16 protein-coding genes and 1 pseudogene are annotated in these 17,694 nt (G+C 70.3%); 9 read left to right on the top strand and 8 right to left on the bottom strand.

Features of this window, described 5'->3' with window-relative positions; translation table 11 throughout:
• Window positions 1–18 precede the first annotated feature (18 nt).
• The gene (locus ACH3VR_RS08720) at window positions 19–675 is read right to left on the bottom strand and encodes a hypothetical protein (protein ID WP_396640365.1); all 657 of its coding nucleotides are present in this window, start codon (window positions 673–675) and stop codon (window positions 19–21) included.
• Between the two features lie 180 nt (window positions 676–855).
• Between ACH3VR_RS08720 and ACH3VR_RS08715 the strand changes: the two are divergent.
• From ACH3VR_RS08715 to ACH3VR_RS08690, 6 genes and pseudogenes are all read left to right on the top strand, one after another.
• Window positions 856–2,568, top strand: a pseudogene (locus ACH3VR_RS08715) (IlvD/Edd family dehydratase); the annotation flags it as partial.
• Window positions 2,555–3,442, top strand: a complete 888-nt coding sequence (locus ACH3VR_RS08710; protein WP_396640364.1) for an SMP-30/gluconolactonase/LRE family protein — start codon at window positions 2,555–2,557, stop codon at window positions 3,440–3,442. The pseudogene ACH3VR_RS08715 and the gene ACH3VR_RS08710, both read left to right, overlap by 14 nt.
• A complete protein-coding gene (locus ACH3VR_RS08705) occupies window positions 3,421–4,449 on the top strand; it encodes a zinc-dependent alcohol dehydrogenase (protein WP_396640363.1) in 1,029 nt (342 codons plus the stop codon). The genes ACH3VR_RS08710 and ACH3VR_RS08705 overlap by 22 nt, the downstream gene beginning before the upstream one ends.
• A 50-nt stretch (window positions 4,450–4,499) precedes the next feature.
• Window positions 4,500–5,270 (top strand): patatin-like phospholipase family protein, encoded by a 771-nt coding sequence (locus tag ACH3VR_RS08700; protein ID WP_396640362.1) that lies wholly within the window; start codon window positions 4,500–4,502, stop codon window positions 5,268–5,270.
• Window positions 5,271–5,380: 110 nt separating this feature from the next.
• Window positions 5,381–6,949, top strand: a complete 1,569-nt coding sequence (locus tag ACH3VR_RS08695; protein WP_396640361.1) for a carboxyl transferase domain-containing protein — start codon at window positions 5,381–5,383, stop codon at window positions 6,947–6,949.
• Between the two features lie 11 nt (window positions 6,950–6,960).
• Window positions 6,961–8,940: an acetyl/propionyl/methylcrotonyl-CoA carboxylase subunit alpha gene (locus ACH3VR_RS08690; RefSeq protein WP_396640467.1), complete on the top strand. Its 1,980-nt coding sequence runs from the start codon at window positions 6,961–6,963 to the stop codon at window positions 8,938–8,940.
• 1 nt (window position 8,941) lies between these two features.
• Here the strand turns inward: ACH3VR_RS08690 and ACH3VR_RS08685 are convergent, their stop codons facing one another.
• Complete coding sequence (locus ACH3VR_RS08685; protein WP_396640359.1) at window positions 8,942–9,115, bottom strand: hypothetical protein; 174 nt, start codon at window positions 9,113–9,115, stop codon at window positions 8,942–8,944.
• Window positions 9,116–9,311: 196 nt separating this feature from the next.
• On the opposite strand from ACH3VR_RS08685, the gene ACH3VR_RS08680 reads away from it, so the two are divergent.
• A complete protein-coding gene (locus tag ACH3VR_RS08680; RefSeq protein ID WP_396640358.1) occupies window positions 9,312–10,139 on the top strand; it encodes a DNA-formamidopyrimidine glycosylase family protein in 828 nt (275 codons plus the stop codon).
• Between the two features lie 3 nt (window positions 10,140–10,142).
• Here the strand turns inward: ACH3VR_RS08680 and ACH3VR_RS08675 are convergent, their stop codons facing one another.
• The 4 genes from ACH3VR_RS08675 to ACH3VR_RS08660 all read right to left on the bottom strand — a co-directional run bounded on the left by ACH3VR_RS08675 (window position 10,143) and on the right by ACH3VR_RS08660 (window position 13,554).
• Window positions 10,143–10,493, bottom strand: coding sequence for a hypothetical protein (locus tag ACH3VR_RS08675; protein ID WP_396640356.1), 351 nt, complete (start codon window positions 10,491–10,493; stop codon window positions 10,143–10,145).
• Window positions 10,494–10,544: 51 nt separating this feature from the next.
• Window positions 10,545–11,093, bottom strand: a complete 549-nt coding sequence (locus tag ACH3VR_RS08670) for a type 1 glutamine amidotransferase domain-containing protein (RefSeq protein ID WP_396640355.1) — start codon at window positions 11,091–11,093, stop codon at window positions 10,545–10,547.
• Window positions 11,094–11,351: 258 nt separating this feature from the next.
• Window positions 11,352–11,933, bottom strand: a complete 582-nt coding sequence (locus ACH3VR_RS08665; protein ID WP_396640354.1) for a carboxymuconolactone decarboxylase family protein — start codon at window positions 11,931–11,933, stop codon at window positions 11,352–11,354.
• A gap of 112 nt (window positions 11,934–12,045) precedes the next feature.
• Entirely contained in the window at window positions 12,046–13,554 is a 1,509-nt protein-coding gene (locus ACH3VR_RS08660) for an MDR family MFS transporter (RefSeq protein WP_396640353.1), read from the bottom strand.
• Between the two features lie 116 nt (window positions 13,555–13,670).
• Between ACH3VR_RS08660 and ACH3VR_RS08655 the strand changes: the two genes are divergently transcribed.
• Entirely contained in the window at window positions 13,671–14,312 is a 642-nt protein-coding gene (locus ACH3VR_RS08655) for a DUF1345 domain-containing protein (RefSeq protein ID WP_396640352.1), read from the top strand.
• A gap of 15 nt (window positions 14,313–14,327) precedes the next feature.
• On the opposite strand, the gene ACH3VR_RS08650 is transcribed toward ACH3VR_RS08655, so the two are convergent.
• Complete coding sequence (locus ACH3VR_RS08650; RefSeq protein WP_396640351.1) at window positions 14,328–14,534, bottom strand: hypothetical protein; 207 nt, start codon at window positions 14,532–14,534, stop codon at window positions 14,328–14,330.
• A 47-nt stretch (window positions 14,535–14,581) separates the two neighbouring features.
• Here ACH3VR_RS08650 and ACH3VR_RS08645 point away from each other — a divergent pair, with 47 nt between their 5' ends.
• A complete protein-coding gene (locus ACH3VR_RS08645) occupies window positions 14,582–16,591 on the top strand; it encodes an ABC transporter ATP-binding protein (protein WP_396640349.1) in 2,010 nt (669 codons plus the stop codon).
• A 269-nt stretch (window positions 16,592–16,860) separates the two neighbouring features.
• On the opposite strand, the gene ACH3VR_RS08640 is transcribed toward ACH3VR_RS08645, so the two are convergent.
• Window positions 16,861–17,376: a hypothetical protein gene (locus ACH3VR_RS08640; RefSeq protein ID WP_396640348.1), complete on the bottom strand. Its 516-nt coding sequence runs from the start codon at window positions 17,374–17,376 to the stop codon at window positions 16,861–16,863.
• Between the last annotated feature and the right edge of the window lie 318 nt (window positions 17,377–17,694).

Genomic DNA, 17,694 nt, shown 5'->3' with positions numbered 1-17,694 from the left:
TCCGGGTTCGGGGGCAGCTCAGAGGTCGCTGAAGTCGTTCGCGGGGCTCTGGATCTGCTCGACTGTGTCGCCGCTCATGGCGAGCAGGATGTAGAGGATTCCGGGCTCTCCCGGGCGGGTCAGCGACTCGGCGTCGTCGACAGGACGCGAGTTGATCCCCAGGTAGTCGGCGATTCCGTCCTGGTTCTCGTCCCAATCGTCGAACCCGCCGGCTGAGACGGCGTCCTCGCGGCTCGAGCCTACAGAGATCCCATCGGAGGTCGTGAGGGGCACATCGCCGATCGCCGGCGCGAGCGCCGCAACGGACGCGTGCCCGGCGTCCTCGTCGACGGAGACCCGCAGACCCTCCCAGTCGTACCGCGTGATGTGGAAGCCGTAGCCCGTCGTGTCCTCCAGTGCCGTCCCCTCCGGCCTCACGCCTGTGGCGCTCTCCAGCAGCGCGAGGATCTGGGAGCCGTCACGGAAGAGCGCGGACTCGGTCGCCCCGCCCTTCACGAACTCGATTCCGTCGACGGTGATGACGATCTTCCCGGGGTCGGCGAGCGTCGGCGTCGGGGAGGGGGCCGACGCGACCGGCGTGGGTGTCGGGCTCGGTTCCGCCTGGGGAGCTGCCGGCGCGCAGCCGGTCAGAAGGAGCACGGCCGCCAGCACGACAGGGAGGGCACGGAACGGCATGAGCAGAACCTAACGGCTCGAAAAAGCTGTTCCCGTCGTCTTCAGGCGATGCGAGGCATCCGTTATGGAGTCTTGATCCTGGAACGACCGCCGGGCGGGTCCGCTCGCGTTGTACCGTGACGAGAGCCGGATGCCTCGGCGCGACCCGGTCGCCGCGAGCCCGGCGACCGGGAGGAGTCGAGGATGACCCGCAGCGCCGCGTGGTATTCGGGTGATGACCGCAACGCGTACATCCATCGAGCGTGGATGCGGCGGGGTGTGCCGTCGAGCGCGTTCGAGGGGCGTCCGCAGATCGCGATCGCGAACACGGCGTCGGATCTGACGCCGTGCAATGCGCATCTGACCGAGGTCGCGCAGTCGGTGCGCAACGGGATCTACGAGGCGGGTGGCATCCCGCTGGAGCTTCCCGTCGTGTCGCTCGGGGAAACGAACGTGCGTCCGACGGCGATGCTGTGGCGCAACATGGCCGCGATGGCGACGGAGGAGATGCTCCGCGCCAACCCGATCGACGGTGTCGTGCTGCTGGGCGGCTGCGACAAGACGATCCCGTCGCTGCTGATGGCCGCCGCATCGGTCGACCTGCCGGCCGTGGTGGTGCCCGGTGGGCCGATGCTGACGGGACATTTCCGGGGCGAGGCGCTGGGCTGCGGCACCGACGTGTGGCGGCTGAGCGAGGAGGTGCGCGCGGGCACCCTCTCGGAGGAGTTATTCCGCAGGAGCGAGTCGTCGATGATTCGCTCGAAGGGGCACTGCAACACGATGGGCACGGCGTCGACGATGGCGCTCGTGGCCGAGGCACTCGGCACCGTCATCCCGGGCCTTGCCGGAACGCCGGCCCCGGATGCGCGGCTGCTGGAGGCCGCGCATGAGACGGGGATGCTGGCGGTGCAGCTGGTCGCGGAGGACCGGCGTCCGTCGACGTTCCTGACGCAGGGGAGCTTCCACAACGCGATCGTCGCTCTTGCGGCGATCGGCGGGTCGACGAACGCGGTCGTGCATCTGCTCGCGATCGCGGGGCGGCTGGGGATCGAGCTGACGATCGACGACTTCGACCGGATCGGCGCCGAGGTGCCGCTGCTGGTGAACCTGCAGCCCGCCGGCCGTTACCTGATGGACGACCTGTACCGGGCGGGCGGGTTCCTCGCCGTGATGCGGGAGGTCCGCGACCTGCTCGACCCCGACGCGCTCACCATCACCGGCAGACCGTTCGTCGACTACCTCGACGACGCGCGGATCTGGGACCCCGAGGTCATCCGCCCGCGCGAGGAGCCCCTGCTGCCCGCCGCCGGGATCAGCGTGCTGCGCGGCAGCCTCGCCCCCGGCGGCGCGCTGATCAAGCCCGCCGCGGCATCCGCCCATCTCCTCAAGCACCGTGGACGGGCGGTGGTGTTCGACTCGATCGAGGACTTCCACGCCCGCATCGACGACCCCGACCTGGACATCGACGAGAACAGCGTCATGGTGCTCCGCGGCTGCGGGCCCAAGGGGTATCCGGGGATGCCAGAGGTGTCGAACATGCCGCTGCCGACCAAGCTGCTCGAGCGCGGCGTCCGGGATGTCGTGCGCATCTGCGACGGCCGCATGTCGGGCACGGCGTACGGCACGGTCGTGCTGCACGTCACGCCCGAGGCTGCCGGAGGCGGGCCGCTCGCACTCGTGCAGAACGGCGACTGGATCAGCCTCGACGTGCGCGCCGGGCGCCTGGACCTCGAGGTGCCCGAAGAGGAGCTCGCGGCCCGCACCCCGAACCAGGCCACCGTCGACGGGTACGCGAAGCCCCGCCGCGGCTGGGAGCGCCTCTACATCGACCACGTCCTCGGGGCCGATCGGGGCGCCGACCTCGACTTCCTCGTCGGCTCGACCGGATCGGATGTCACGCGTGAATCCCACTGAGCCGACCGTCGCGACCGCGCAGTCCTACTTCCTCGCGGAAGGACCGACCTGGGATCCCGTGCGCGAGCGGGTGCTGTGGGTCGACATCATGGCCGGCACCGTGCAGAGCGGCGTGCTCGGCCCCGACGGCACCATCGCGGTCGAAGAGGTCATCCAATTCCCCGACACCGCGGGCGCGGTGGCCGTCTCAGCCGGAGGGGAGTTGATCGTGGCGGGCCGCCATCGCCTCTACGTGCGCGATGCCGCCGGCTCGATCACGGCGGGTCCCGCGCTCGTCGAGGGTGAAGGCCGCCGATTCAACGACGGCAAGGTCGACCCTGCCGGACGTTTCCTCGCGGGCACGATCGACAAGTCGGGACCGTCTGTCGTGGAGAAGCTGCTGCGCATCGAGGAGGACGGCTCGGCCACCGTCATCGACGACGACCTCACCCTCTCCAACGGCCTCGCCTGGTCGAGCGACGGCCGTCGGCTCTTCAGCGTCGACACGGGGTCGTCGCGCATCTTCGTACGTGACTACGACGCGGCCACGGGTGACACAGGCCCGCGACGAGTGTTCGCGACGCTCCAAGACGGCTTTCCCGACGGCATCACGACGGATGCCGAAGACCACGTGTGGGTCGCGGTGTGGGGCGGCGCGTGCGTGCTGCGCTTCTCGCCCACGGGTGACCAGGTGGATCGTGTCGAGGTGCCGGCCCCGCATGTGTCGTCGGTCGCGTTCGCCGGCCCGGCCCTGGACACCCTCGTCATCACGACCGCGACGGAGGAGCTCTCCGAGGAGGATGCCGCGCGCCACCCTCTCTCCGGCCGGCTCTTCACCCTTCGCCCAGGTGTCGCAGGCCTGCCCTCGCATCTGTGGCGTGGAGTCGCCTCGTGAAGGCGCTCGTCATCGCCGGCCCGGGTCAGGCGAAGGTCGAGGACGTCGACCCGCCCGCGGCCGTGCCGGGCGAAGTCATCGTCGACGTGCACCGCGCAGGGATCTGCGGCACCGACCTCGAGTTCTTCACGGGCGAGATGCAGTACCTGCACACGGGACATGCCGAATACCCGATCCGCATCGGACACGAATGGATGGGGGTCGTCAGCGCCGTCGGCGACGGCGTCGCCCGCGAGTGGATCGGCGCACGCGTCACGGGCGACACGATGCTCGGGTGCGGAGTGTGCCGGCGCTGCCTCGCGGGACGGCAGCACGTGTGCGCGTTCCGCACGGAGATCGGCATCCGGGGCGGACGCCCCGGAGCGCTTGCCGAGCAGGTCGCGGTACCCGCCACGGCGCTGCATCGCCTGCCCGACACCGTCGACGACGCGGCGGGCGCGCTGGTCGAGCCGGGCGGCAACGCCTTTCGGGCGGTGGATGCCGCGGCCCTGCGCCCCGGCGATCGTGTGCTCATCACCGGCCCGGGCACGATCGGGCTCCTCTGCGCCTTGTTCGCGCATGCCGCGGGAGCCGAAGTGCATCTGCTCGGCGTCGAGGAGCGCTCGCTCGCGTTCGCACGCAGCCTCGGTTTCGCCGGCGTATGGACGGAGGACGAGCTGCCCGAACTTCCGTGGGATGCCGTCATCGAGGCATCCACGGCTCCTCATCTCCCCGCGAAGGCGGTGGAGCTCGTCGAGCCGGGAGGGCGCGTCGTCTACATCGGCCTGGCGGGCACACCGAGTCTGCTCGACACGCGCGAGCTCGCGCTCCGCGACGTGACCGCGGTCGGCGTGCTCAGCGCATCTCCAGGCCTCGCTGGGACGATCGAGGCGTACGCTTCGGGTGCCCTCGATCCGCGCACGCTCGTCGCGGCGACCGTCCGGCTCGAGGAGCTGCCCGGTGTGCTCGCGGGCTCGCGCCCGGCCTCGGCCGGTCCCGGTCCGAAGTTCCACGTCGCGATCGGCTGATCGGGGCGAGCACCGACGGCGGACGCGATCTCGGCAGAAGGGAGGACCACATGAGCGACGACCAGCATCTCGGCATCGCCCTCGGCGGTGGGGGAGCGTTCGGCGCGGCCCACGTCGGTGTGCTCCAGGTGCTCGCAGAACGCGGCATCCATCCCGGGATCGTCACGGGAACCAGCTCGGGCGCCCTCGTCGGCGCCGCGTACGCGGGAGGCGCAGACGCGGCCCTCATCGAGCAGGAGGCGCTCGAATTCCGCTGGAACGCGATCGCACGATGGTCGCGCACGCCCCGCTGGGGGCTGCTCGACGCAAGCGCCCTCACCGCGTCGATCACCAGCGCGTTCGGCCACGACCCGCTCATCGAGCAACTTCCGCGACGGTTCGCGGCTGTCGCCACCGACCTCCGCACGCGCCGCGCCGTGCTCCTCGACCACGGGCCCCTGAGCGTCGCGCTGCGATCGACGATCGCGGTGCCGGGCCTGCTTCCCCCGGTGCGCCGCGGGAACACGCTGCTGGCCGATGGTGGAATGGTCGACAACGTTCCCGTCGAGGCGGCGCGCACACTCGGCGCGACGAGGGTGATCGTCGTACGCCTGCACGCGAAGTGGGAGAACGTCCGGATGATGCGCACCCTCACCCGCACCGCCGACCTCGTGACCGATCCGTCGATCGTGCTCGTGCAGCCGGAGATGGAGCGGATGGCGCAGTGGACGATGACCGACGTCCCGCGCCTCATCGCGGAGGGGCGGAGGGCCGCCGTCGTGGCGCTGGACGAAGCGGACCGCCGGGAGCACCGGCTGCATGAGATCGTCGCGCACCCGTAGCGCGGCACGCTCGACAAGAGCCGCGGGGGACGGGTATCCTGATTTCGGTTAATCAGCGATAACCGAGTTTCAGCGGTCCGGCGACGACGGCGGCCGCGGAGGGAGCGGCCATGCCGACGGCGACGAAGCCGACCTATCGCGACCTCGTGGACGAACTGCGCGAGCGGCGTGCCGAGGCGGCGCTGGGCGGTCCAGAGCGGGCGCGGATCCGCCACACGGAGCGCGGAAAGCTGCTCGCCCGCGATCGCATCGATCACCTGCTCGACCGGGGGAGTCCGTTCCTCGAGATCGCGCCGCTCGCCGGCTACGACCTGTACGGCGGCGACTGCCCGTCCGGGGGAGTTGTCGCCGGCGTCGGTCTCATCCACGGCCGGCACGTCATGGTCGTCGCGAACGACGCGACGGTGAAGGGCGGCACGTACTACCCGATCACGGTGAAGAAGCACCTGCGTGCGCAGGAGATCGCGGCCGAGAACCGTCTGCCGTGCGTCTACCTGGTCGATTCGGGGGGCGCGTTCCTGCCGATGCAGGACGAGGTCTTCCCCGACAAGGAGCACTTCGGCCGGATCTTCTACAACCAGGCGCGGATGTCGCGCGACGGCATCCCGCAGATCGCGGCCGTGCTCGGCTCGTCGACCGCCGGCGGCGCGTACGTCCCGGCGATGAGCGACGAGACGGTGATCGTGCGGAATCAGGGCACGATCTTCCTCGGCGGGCCGCCCCTCGTGAAGGCCGCGACGGGCGAGGTCGTGACGGCCGAAGACCTCGGCGGCGGAGTCGTGCACACGCGTGTCTCGGGCGTCACCGACCACCTCGCCGAGAACGACGAGCATGCGCTGGAGATCGTGCGCGACATCGTCGCGACACTGCCGCCGTCGCCGTCCCTCCCGCACGAGCCCGAACCCGTGCGGCCGCCCGCGCACGATCCCGCGACCCTCGCCGACGTCGTGCCCGTCGAGCTCACGACGCCGTACGACGCGCGCGAGATCATCGACCGGATCATCGACGCCGGATCGTTCCACGAGTTCAAACGCGAGTGGGGCGAGACCCTCGTGACGGGCTTCGCGCGGCTGCACGGACATCGCGTCGGCATCCTCGCGAACAACGGCGTGCTGTTCGCCGAGTCGGCGCTGAAGGGCGCCCATTTCATCGAACTGTGCGATCAGCGCGGCATCCCGCTCGTCTTCCTGCAGAACATCACGGGATTCATGGTCGGCCGCGAGTACGAGTCGGGCGGCATCGCCAAGCACGGCGCCAAGATGGTCAACGCCGTCGCGTGCGCCTCCGTGCCGAAGCTGACGGTCGTCGTCGGCGGGTCGTTCGGCGCCGGGACGTACTCGATGTGCGGACGTGCGTATTCGCCGCGATTCCTGTGGCTGTGGCCGGGCGCGCGCGTCTCGGTCATGGGCGGCCCGCAGGCGGCATCCGTCCTCTCGACCGTTCGCCGCGACCAGATCGAGGCGGGCGGCGGCTCATGGAGCGCCGACGAGCAGGCCGACTTCGAGGCGCCCATCCGCGCGCAGTACGAGGAGCAGGGGAGCCCTTACTACTCGACGGCGCGCCTCTGGGACGACGGGATCATCGAGCCCGCGCAGACTCGCGACGTGCTGGGCCTCGCGCTCGACGTCGTCCTCCGCAGTCCCCAGGGCCAGCCGGGCTACGGCGTCTTCCGAATGTGAGCGGCACAACCATGCAGATCGACAAGGTCCTCATCGCCAATCGCGGCGAGATCGCGTGCCGCATCGTCGCGACCCTGCGCAGGCTCGGCATCCGCTCGGTCGCGGTCTACAGCGACGCGGATGCCTCGGCCCGCCATGTCCACCTCGCCGACGAGGCCGTGCGCCTCGGCCCCGCGGCCGCAGCGCAGAGCTACCTCAACATCGAGGCGATCCTCGACGCCGCACGGCGCACGGGCGCCCGGGCGATCCACCCGGGCTACGGGTTCCTCGCCGAGAACGCGGCGTTCGCGCAGGCGTGCGCCGACGCCGGCATCGTCTTCATCGGGCCCCGGCCCGACGCCATCCGCACGATGGGCGACAAGATCACCGCGAAGCTCGCGGTCGCGGAGCGCGGTGTCCCGACCGTGCCGGGCGTCGCCCGCGCGGGCCTCACCGACGAGGACCTCATGGCGGCATCCGCGGATGTCGGCTACCCGCTGCTGATCAAGCCGTCCGCCGGCGGCGGCGGCAAGGGCATGCACGTGGTCTCGTCGGCCGACGAACTGCCCGGCGCGCTGGCTGCGGCACGGCGCGAGGCGGCGGCGAGCTTCGGCGACGACACGCTCTTCCTCGAGCGGTACGTGCAGAACCCGCGGCACATCGAGGTGCAGGTGCTCGCCGACGCGCACGGCGACGTCGTGCATCTCGGCGAACGCGAGTGCTCGCTGCAGCGCCGGCACCAGAAGGTGATCGAGGAGGCGCCGTCGCCGCTGCTGGATGCCGCGACGCGCGCCCGCATCGGCGAGGCGGCGTGCGAGACGGCACGCTCGGTGGGCTACCTCGGCGCCGGGACCGTCGAGTTCATCGTGTCAGCGGATCGGCCCGACGAGTTCTTCTTCATGGAGATGAACACGCGCCTGCAGGTCGAGCACCCTGTCACCGAGCAGGTCACGGGAATCGATCTCGTCGAGCAGCAGCTTCGGATCGCGGCACGGGAGCCGCTGTCGTTCGGACAGGACGACGTGCACGTGAAGGGCCACAGCATCGAGGCGCGCGTCTACGCCGAGGATCCTCAGGCCGGCTTCCTGCCGACGGGCGGAAAGGTCATGTCGGTGCGGCATCCCTCGGGTGCGGGCATCCGCGTCGACACGGCCCTGGAGGACGGCCTCGACGTCTCGAGCGACTACGACCCCATGCTCGCGAAGGTCATCGCGTGGGGCCCCGATCGCGACGAGGCGCGGCGCCGGCTCATCCGCGCGCTCGACGAGACCGCCGTCTTCGGCGTCACGACGAACGTCGAGTTCCTGCGCCTGCTGCTCCAACTACCGGCCGTCGCGCAGGGCGACCTCGATACGGGGCTGATCGAACGCGAGCTTCCCGGCCTGCGCTTCGCGGTTCCGGATGCCACGACCTTCGCCGAGGCCGCGCTCGTGCTCGACGCCCGCGCACCCCGCACCGGCGATCCGTGGAGGCGCGGCGACGGGTGGCGGCTCGGCCCCTCGGCGCCCCGCGTGTATCGGCTGCGCGCTGAGGGCGGATCGACCGCGACGGCGCGCCTGTGGGGTGCGGGCGAAGGGCTCGAAGTCGCCGTCGACGATGACGGGCGGCATCCCGCCCGAATCGTCGTGCGCGACGGTCTGGCGACCGTGACCGTCGGCGGTGCGGCGCGGTCGTTCGCGGTGTGGACGAACGGCGACGAGATCGAGACCGCGCGCGCCGGAGCCGTGTTCCCCATCCGAGTCGCGGATGCCGAGCACGGCGCGGGCGAAGGCCAGGACGAGAGGCCACACCTCGAGTCGCCCATGCCGGGGGCCGTCGTGCTCGTGCCGGCGTCCGAGGGCGCCCGCGTGGAGGCAGGCGATCCGGTCGTCGTGGTCGAGGCGATGAAGATGGAGCACGTCGTGCGTGCCACGATCGCGGGCGTTGTGGCGCTCCACGTCGCGGTGGGTGATCAGGTCAGCCGAGGTCAGACCCTCGCCACCGTCGCGCCGGACAGTCCGGGCGAGGCCTGACTCACGCGTCCTCGTTCGCGCCGCGGACGGCCTGGCTGTGCGCGCGGAGCAGCTCCACGTGCGCCTGCTCGAGGGCGCGCTTCGCCGCGAGGAACGCGGACCGCGCCTCCGACAGGCGCATGTCTCTCTGCTGCCGCGCCGGATCGCTCGAATGGTAGCTGTGCGTCCATGACATGGGCATCCTCCGATGCAGTCGGCTCCCCCCGAAGCGCCCTCACGAGGTGCCGCACGATGGCACACCCGCTCGGTGACTGGACTATCGACCCTAGCGGGCGGGGGCTTCGCGGCTGCGCGACGGGCCGTCATGCGACGCAACCATCCGACATGCGGCGACAAGGGCGCGTGTCGGCAGGGGGTGCGAGGATGGGCGCATGCCGGAGTCTCCCGAAGTGCAGGCGCTCGCAGAGTTCCTCGGCGATCGGCTCACCGGCCGACGCGTCGACGGGGTCGACCTCATCGAGTTCCGCGCCCTCAAGACCCGCGCGCGCCCGCTGACGCAGCTCGTCGGCGCCGAGGTCGTGGGTGCGAGTCGTGTGGGCAAGCATGTCGACCTGCGGCTCACCGGCGCGAATCTCGTCGTCTCCCTGGGGCGCCACGGGTGGATGCGGTGGAGCGACGAGGCGCCCGCAGCACCCGACCCCGAGGCGCCGCCCGCGCTCGCCGCGTTCGTGTTCGACGACGGCGGCGTGCTGGAGGCGACGGATGCCGGGGACTGGGTGAGCCTCGGACTCTCGGTCGTCGACGATGCCCTCGAGGTGCCCGCCATCGCGAAGCTCGGCCCGGATCCCGCAGACGACGCCTTCACTCGGGCGGACTTCGACAAGGCCGTCGCGGGGCGGCGCAAGCAGATCAAGGCGATCCTGCAGGAGCAGGAGTCGCTGTCGGGCATCGGCAACGCCTATTCCGACGAGATCCTCCACGCCGCGAAGGTGTCACCCGTGGCCCATGCCGCCGCGCTCGACGACGCCGCGCTGGATCGTGTGTTCGCGCAGACCCTCGACGTTGTGCGCGGCGCGATCGCGGCGAGGCGCGGCATCCCGATCGATCAGCTCAAGGCCGCCAAGACGGCGGCGATGCGCGTGCACGGGAGGGCGGGGGAGCCGTGCCCCGTCTGCGGCGACACGATCCGCGAGTTCACATTCGCGAGCACGACGGCCGAGTACTGTCCGACCTGTCAGACGGGCGGCGTCGAGCTCTGACGGTCACCGCGCCCAGCCGAACGTGTTGAACCACTCGGCGCGGTGCGCCGCCTCTTCGCGTTCCGCGGCGCCGCGGAACGTGTCGTGCTGTTCGAGCTCTCCGCCTGGACTCAGCTCGACGAAGTCGAGGCAGACGGGGCACACGGCGCGGCCGTGGGGGAATCCGTCGGGCAGGCCTGCGGCCGCTTCCGCACGTGAGCCTGAACCTGGACACTCCGGCGGATCGGCCTGCAGATCCGACCACATCCGGCTCGTGCCGATGCGGTTGTGCAGGCCCGCGTGGCCCGCCGGGCGTGTGCAGACGGCGCCGTCGCGCCGGCTGCGGCACCAGCGCGCGGTCGGGAAGTCGGTCACGGGGCGAGTGTAAGCGGCGAGAGGCCGCGGCATCGGGCCGAACCGTCGGGGTCAGACGATCTGCCCGATGTGCTTGCCCTCGGCGACCTCCTCGACGACCTTCGCGTTGAAGGCGGGGAGATCGCGGGGCGTCCGGCTCGAAACGAGACCGTCGTGCACGACGACTTCCTCGTCGACCCAGGTCGCCCCGGCGTTCTTCAGGTCGGTCTTCAGGCTCGGGTAGCTCGTGATCGTGCGGCCGTCGACGGCGCCCGCCTCGATCAGGATCCACGGGCCGTGACAGATGACGCCGACCGGCTTGTGCAGTTCGAAGAACGCCCGGGTGAAGCGGATCGACGGCTCGTCCATGCGCAGATGGTCGGCGTTGACGACGCCGCCGGGCAGCACGAGGGCGTCGAAGTCCGCGGCGTCTGCGTCGCCGACGGCGAGATCGACCTGCTGCTCGTGCCCGTTCTTGCCCGTCACCGTGAAATCGGCGGGCGAGACGAGCGATGCCGTGGCGCCGGCATCCGTCACCGCCTGCCACGGCGAAGTGAGCTCGCTGTCTTCGAAGCCGTCGGTGAGGAGGAAGGCGACGCGCTTGCCGGTGAGGTGGGCCATGGTGCTCCTTCTTTCGGGTCGTGGATGCCGTCGTCGTTCCACGCTAGGCAGGCGGGGCGGTGCCCGCCCCGGGGTTGCACCGCGGCCCACGATCGTCTACGGCCCGCGTGCATCAGGGCGCCGCTACGATCGAGGAATGGCGACTTCGAACCTGCCCACCCCCGCGCTCCAGCCCCTGGCCGACGACAAGAACCTGCTCACGGTTCAGGGCTCCGACGCGTCGTGCTGCGGCGGCGGCGCCTGCAGCATCGGCTGACGTCAGACCCCTTCGACGGGCGACAGCAGCGCGGCAGTGAGCCGCGGGCCGAGTCCGGGAACCTCTTCGACCGGCACCGCGAGCGCCTGAAGGGCGCGGCTGAAGTAGTTGCGGATCGCCGCCGAGAGCGTGATGTCGACGATCTGGCGATCGCTGAACCCGACGTCGCGCAGTGCCTGGGTGTCGGCGTCGGTCATGTCGCCCGCATCGGTCGACAGCTTCTCGGCGTAGCGCATGACGGCGACGTCCGCGTCGCTCAGTCCCGCGTCGGTGTAGTCGCGTGCGGCGCGCTCGAGCTGATCGGCGTCCATCGCACCGGCCCGCAGCGTCTTGCGTCCGTGGGCGAGCAGGCAATGCGGAGACGGGATGCTGCGCGCCGCGCCGAGCGTCGCGAGCTCGTACGTCCGCACGCCGATCGACGGGACGATCGCCCGCACGAGCGCCTCGAAGGCCTCGTGGGCCTCGGGATTGATGGCCATCACCTGCGTGTGGCTGTAGACGAAGCCATCGGCGTCGAGGTCGCCCCGGTACATCTTCGCGACGTGGCCCTCGGCGCCTTCGATGGGCGGCGGTGTGACGATCATTCGCTCGACCCTCCTCACGGCCGGCACAGCTGCCGGTCATCGCTCAGCATGCCACCGCGCCCGCCCACCCGGGAGGGGCGGACGGGCGCGGTGTGCAGCGCGGTGCGCGAGATCAGTGGCCGATCGGCGCACCGACCGGCTCGTCGGCCGGCTTGCGGATGAAGAAGGCGCCGACCAGCAGCGGCAGCGAGACGATCGCGCCCACGAGGAACGCGGCGTGCACACCTGCCGCACCCGCGACGTCGGCCGCGGCACCGGACTGCGTCGACGATGCCGTCACGGCGGACATGATCGCGATCATGAGCGCGATGCCCGCTGCACCCGCCACCTGCTGCACCGTGCCGACGACCGCCGACCCGTACGAGTAGAACTTCGGCTGGAGCGAGGCGAGCGACGCCGTGAACAGCGGCGTGAACGAGAGCGCGAGGCCGAGCGACAGGATCGTCTGCGCGATCGCGATCGTCCAGATCGTGGTCGTCTCGTCGAACGTCGTGTAGAACCACAGCATCGCGCTCGCGATCACGGTGCCGGGCACGAGCAGCACGCGCGTGCCCCAGCGGTCGTAGACGCGGCCGATGATCGGGCCCGTGAAGCCCATCACGAGGGCGCCCGGGAGCGCGACGAGGCCCGTCTCGAGGGCGCTCGCGCCGAGCACGTTCTGCAGGAAGATCGGCACGACCGTGATGACGCCGAAGAACGCGACCGAGAGCAGTCCCATCTGGGCGATCGAGAGCGAGAAGTTCGCCGACCGGAACACCCGCAGGTCGAGGAGCGCGTCGTCTTTCTTCTGCAGACGGAGCTGCCGCCAGACGAACAGGCCCAGCGCGATGACCCCGACGGCGAGCGACACGATGAGCGAGACCGTCGACACGGTCGCGGCTGCGGCATCCGCCTCTCCCGAGCCGTGCGATGCGGCGCCGCCGATCTGGCTGAGGCCGTAGACGAGACCGCCGAAGCCGAACGCCGACAGGATGACCGACAGCACGTCGATGGGTGCACGCGTGGTCTCGCCGAGGTTGTGGATCCAGCGGGCGCCGACCGCGAGCGCGACGAGTGCGATCGGCAGCACGATGCCGAAGATCCAGCGCCAGCTCAGCGTGTCGAGGATGAAGCCCGCGAGGGTCGGGCCGATGGCGGGCGCCAGCGAGATCACGACGCTGACGCGGCCCATCATGCGGCCGCGCATGTGCGCCGGCACGACCGTCATGAGGGTCGTCATGAGCAGCGGCATCATGATCGCCGTGCCCGACGCCTGGACGACGCGCGCGACCACGAGGAGGCCGAAGCCGGGGGAGAGCAGCGCGATGAGCGTGCCGAGCGAGAAGAGGCTCATCGCCGCGATGTAGACCTGGCGCGTCGTGAAGCGCCGGAGCAGGAAGCCCGTGATCGGGATGACGACGGCCATCGTCAGCATGAACGCCGTCGTGAGCCACTGCGCCTGGAGGGCCGTGATGCCGAGGTCGTTGATGAGGTGCGGGATCGCGACACCCATCGTCGTCTCGTTCAGGATCGCGACGAAGGCGGCCGCGAGCAGCAGCCAGACGACGCGGCTCTCCTCCGGGCGAAGCCCGGGCGATGCCGCGGTGTTCTCGGTATGGGATGAAGTGTCGGTAGCGGCCATGGTCGTCTCCTCGGAAGCTTTGGGCGGGGGGAAGGCGATCACCTGAGGTGGCGCACGATGAACGATAACGGCCACGTCAGACATCGCATTCCCGATGCGGGTGCGAGCATTCGGATATGTCGAAGGCACCGGTGCACTCGAGGGTGCTCCTGCGTGCGATCGTCGCGCTCGCGGTGGGGTTCGTGGTGGGGGCCTGCCTCTGGGTTCTGCTGGATCCGTGGGCAGGCGTGCTGGGCGGGTGGGGGGTGACGGCGGGGATCGCGGCGGGGTGGATACTCGTCGTCGTGTGGCCGATGGATGCCGCCGACACGAAGTCGCATGCGACGGCCGAGGATCCGGGCCGCCGAACGGCCCGCATCATCTCGGTCGCGGCGAGCACCGCGAGCCTCGTGGCGGTCGCGGCCGTGCTCATCCAGGTGCGCCATGCGCCCCCGGTCGAGTCGTGGATCCTCGCCGGGATCGCGCTGGTCGCGGTCGCGGCATCCTGGACTCTCATCCAGACCGACTACATGCTCAGGATCGCGGCGATCTACTACCGCGACCCCGTCGGCGGGATCGACTTCAATCAGGCCGACGATCCGATGTACACCGACTTCGCGTACATCTCCTTCGGACTCGGCATGGCCTATCAGGTGGCCGACACGAACCTCCGCACGAACGAGCTCCGGCGCATCGTGCTCTTCCAGATGCTCATCTCGTACGCCTTCGGCGCGATCATCCTCGCGACGGTCATCAACCTCGTCTCGGGACTCGGCTGAGAGGCTCGACCTCGGTCAGCCCTCGGTCTGCTCCTCGTCGGCGGGTTCGTCCCACTTCTCCGAGCCGATCGCGTCCGTCCGCTCCGGCGTCGGCTCCTCCTTCAGGAGCGAGGCCGGCTCGGGCTCGATGAGCTCGTCGGTGGGAGCCTCTTTGAGCTCGTCGATGTCTTTGCGGAGTTCGTCCAGATCGGGGCCGTCGGGCTGCTCGGGGAGGGAGGTCATGGCGTCAGCCTAGCCCTCGTGTCCGACGCGGTGATTAGGCTTTCAGGATGAGCATGGGGCACGGAGGAGGCGGCGCACCGCCGGTGTTCCGTGGCGTCGACATCGCGGCGCAGAAGCGGCGCAACGCCGAGGCGCCGGAGATCCCCGACCTGGGCAAGCGGGTCGTCGCGCTGTTCCGTCCGTACATCTGGCGGCTCGCGTTCACGGGCTTCCTCGTGGTCGCGGGCGCCGCGATCGCCGTCGTGCCGCCCCTGCTGGTCGAGCGCATCTTCGACGACGCGCTCTTCCCGACCGACGGCGGACCTGTCGACATCCCGCTTCTCATCCGGCTCGTCGCCGGCATGATCGGGCTGTTCCTGCTGTCCGCGGCGCTCGGGGTCGTGCAGACCTATTACACGGCGACGATCGGCAACAGCGTCACGGGCGACCTCCGCGTCAAGCTCTTCGACCACCTGCAGGCGATGGAGCTCGCGTTCTTCACGCGCACCAAGACGGGCGTCATCCAGTCCCGCCTGCAGAACGACGTGGGCGGTGTCTCCGGCGTGCTCACGAACACCGTCACGAGCATCCTGGGCAATCTCGTCACCGTCGTCGCGTCGCTCATCGCGATGATCCTGATCGACTGGCGCCTCACCCTCATCGCGGTCATCCTCATGCCGTTCCTCGTTCTCGTGCAGCGTCGCGTCGGCCAGGTGCGCGCGCGCATCGCGGGCGAGACGCAGGAGTCGCTCTCCGAGCTGTCGGCCATCACGCAGGAGACGCTGAGCGTGTCCGGCATCCTGCTGTCCAAGTCGTTCAACCGGCAGCGCACCGAGTCGGCGCGCTATCAGGACGAGAACCGCAACCAGGTGCGCCTGCAGGTCCGGCGGGCGATGAGCGGGCAGGGCTTCTTCGCCGTCGTGCAGGTGCTGATGTCGTCAGTACCGGCGGTCATCTACCTCGTGGCGGGCTACCTCATCACAGGCAACGCCGACGGGACGATCACGGCCGGAACCATCGTCGCCTTCACGACCGTGCAGGCTCGGCTGCTCATGCCGCTCATGGGCCTGATGCGCGTCGCGCTCGACCTGCAGACCTCGGCCGCGCTGTTCGCGCGCATCTTCGAGTACCTCGATCTGAAGCCGGCGATCAGCGACGCGCCGGAGGCGATCTCGGTCTCGCAGGCGCCCGGCCCGCTCGGGCGCGTCGAGTTCCGCGACGTCGTCTTCCGGTATCCGGATGCCGCGGCCGGCGCCCGTCCGACGCTCGACGGCGTCTCGTTCGTGGCCGATCCCGGGCAGCACGTCGCCTTCGTCGGGCCCTCCGGGGCAGGCAAGACGACGGTGCTCTACCTCACGCCGCGCATGTACGAGGCGTCCGGCGGCTCCGTGCTCTTCGCGGGCACGGACGTGCGCCGGCTCACTCAGGAGTCGATCATCGACAACGTCGGCATCGTGTCGCAGGAGACGTACCTGTTCCACGCGACGATCCGCGAGAACCTCCGCTACGCGAAGCCCGATGCGACGGATGAGGATCTCGAGGCGGCGTGCCGCGCGGCCAACATCCACCACATCATCGAGCGGTTCGAGAACGGCTACGACACGATCGTGGGGGAGCGCGGCTATCGGCTCTCCGGCGGCGAGAAGCAGCGCATCGCGATCGCGCGCGTGCTGCTGAAAGACCCGCCGGTCCTCCTCCTCGACGAGGCGACGTCGGCACTCGACACCGTCTCGGAGCGGGTGGTGCAGGAGGCACTGGATGCCGCGGCCCGCGGCCGCACGACGCTCTCCATCGCGCATCGGCTGTCGACCGTCATCGGCGCCGACGTCATCCACGTCGTCGACGGCGGCCGCATCGTCGAGTCGGGCACGCACGCCGAGCTCATCGCGAGCGACGGACTCTACGCCGAGCTCGCCGCGCAGCAGCTCGCGGCATCCCGCATCCTCGAGACAGAGGCGACCGACGCGCTGGGCCGGCGCCCCACCGATCACGCGCGTCGCCGCGGCGATCGCGCCCCCGACCAGCCGGCCGTCGTCCTGACCCCGACAGGCCCCGTGCGCGTCCCCGACGAGGCCTGACCCGGCTCCTGCCCTCGGGCCGCGTCATTGCTTGAGTCTGCGTTCTCGCGATCCGCCGAGTTGCCAGAAGATCGCGTGACTGCGCGCCGATCTGCCAGATCTTGTGGCGATTGACCGGGGTCGATGCCTTTGCGCGAAAGCGCGCGAGCGTCTACCGGACAGCGTCGGCTCTCGTCGAGTTGCCACAAGATCACCGAAGTCGCAGTCGAGTCGCCACAACTTCTCGCGAATGGCAGCCGACGTCGGACCGGCGCGACCAGGATCCTGAATCAACCGCGGCGGACGATAGCGGCTGCGATATCACCGAGCAGCGTGCGTGGATCGGTGAGATCGGCCTGCATCACGGGGACATAGATCCAGCCGAGAGCCTCAATGCGGCGCCGGCGAGCGATGTCGCGGCGCCATTGCTCGCGATCGCGATGGTGGTCGCCCTCGTACTCGATCGCGATCCGCAGCTCGGGAAGGGCGAGATCAACGCGCGCCACAAAGACGCCGCGATCGTCGCGCAGTTCGAAGTTCGAGGTGAACGGCCCGAATCCTGCGCCGGTGAGGAGCACGCGAAGCTCCGACTCCTTGGCCGACTCCGCGCCACCATCCAGCAGCTCGAGGGCCTGACGGGCGGTGCAGACACCGCGTCTGGTTCCCGCGCGTTCGACTTCCTCGGTGAGCGCGTCGAGGGTGGACAAGGGGCGGTCGCGCTTCAGAATGTGATCACCTACGGCGACGAGAGCCGCGACATCCAGTAGTTCTGCGAGATCGAGGAAGGTTCGAGCGACACCCGTCACCCGAAGTCCGTTCAAGATCTCGACGTCGCCGTCGTCGAGAGCGCGCTGGTGACCGATGAGCGACTTCCTCCGCGGAGCCCGGACACCGACCGGGACGGTGGCGTGCAGCGCCTCCTCAGGGGAGTAGCGCGTGGGCAGAGGCCACTCGCGGACGCCTGCGGCCGTCGTGTGGCTGAAGGCTGCCGACGGCGGAAGCGTGAGCGCATGTGCGAGGCAGCGGCTGCGCAGATCGCGCGCCGCTGCCGGAAGTCGGACGCCGCGTGTCGGACTCCAGAGGTCTGACTGGGCCAGGCGCAGCGGCGAGACATCGGGCACGGC

Source organism: Microbacterium alkaliflavum, assembly GCF_044325405.1.
GTDB classification, from domain to species: Bacteria; Actinomycetota; Actinomycetes; order Actinomycetales; family Microbacteriaceae; genus Microbacterium; species Microbacterium alkaliflavum.
This window is presented reverse-complemented; position numbering and strand designations above follow the sequence as displayed.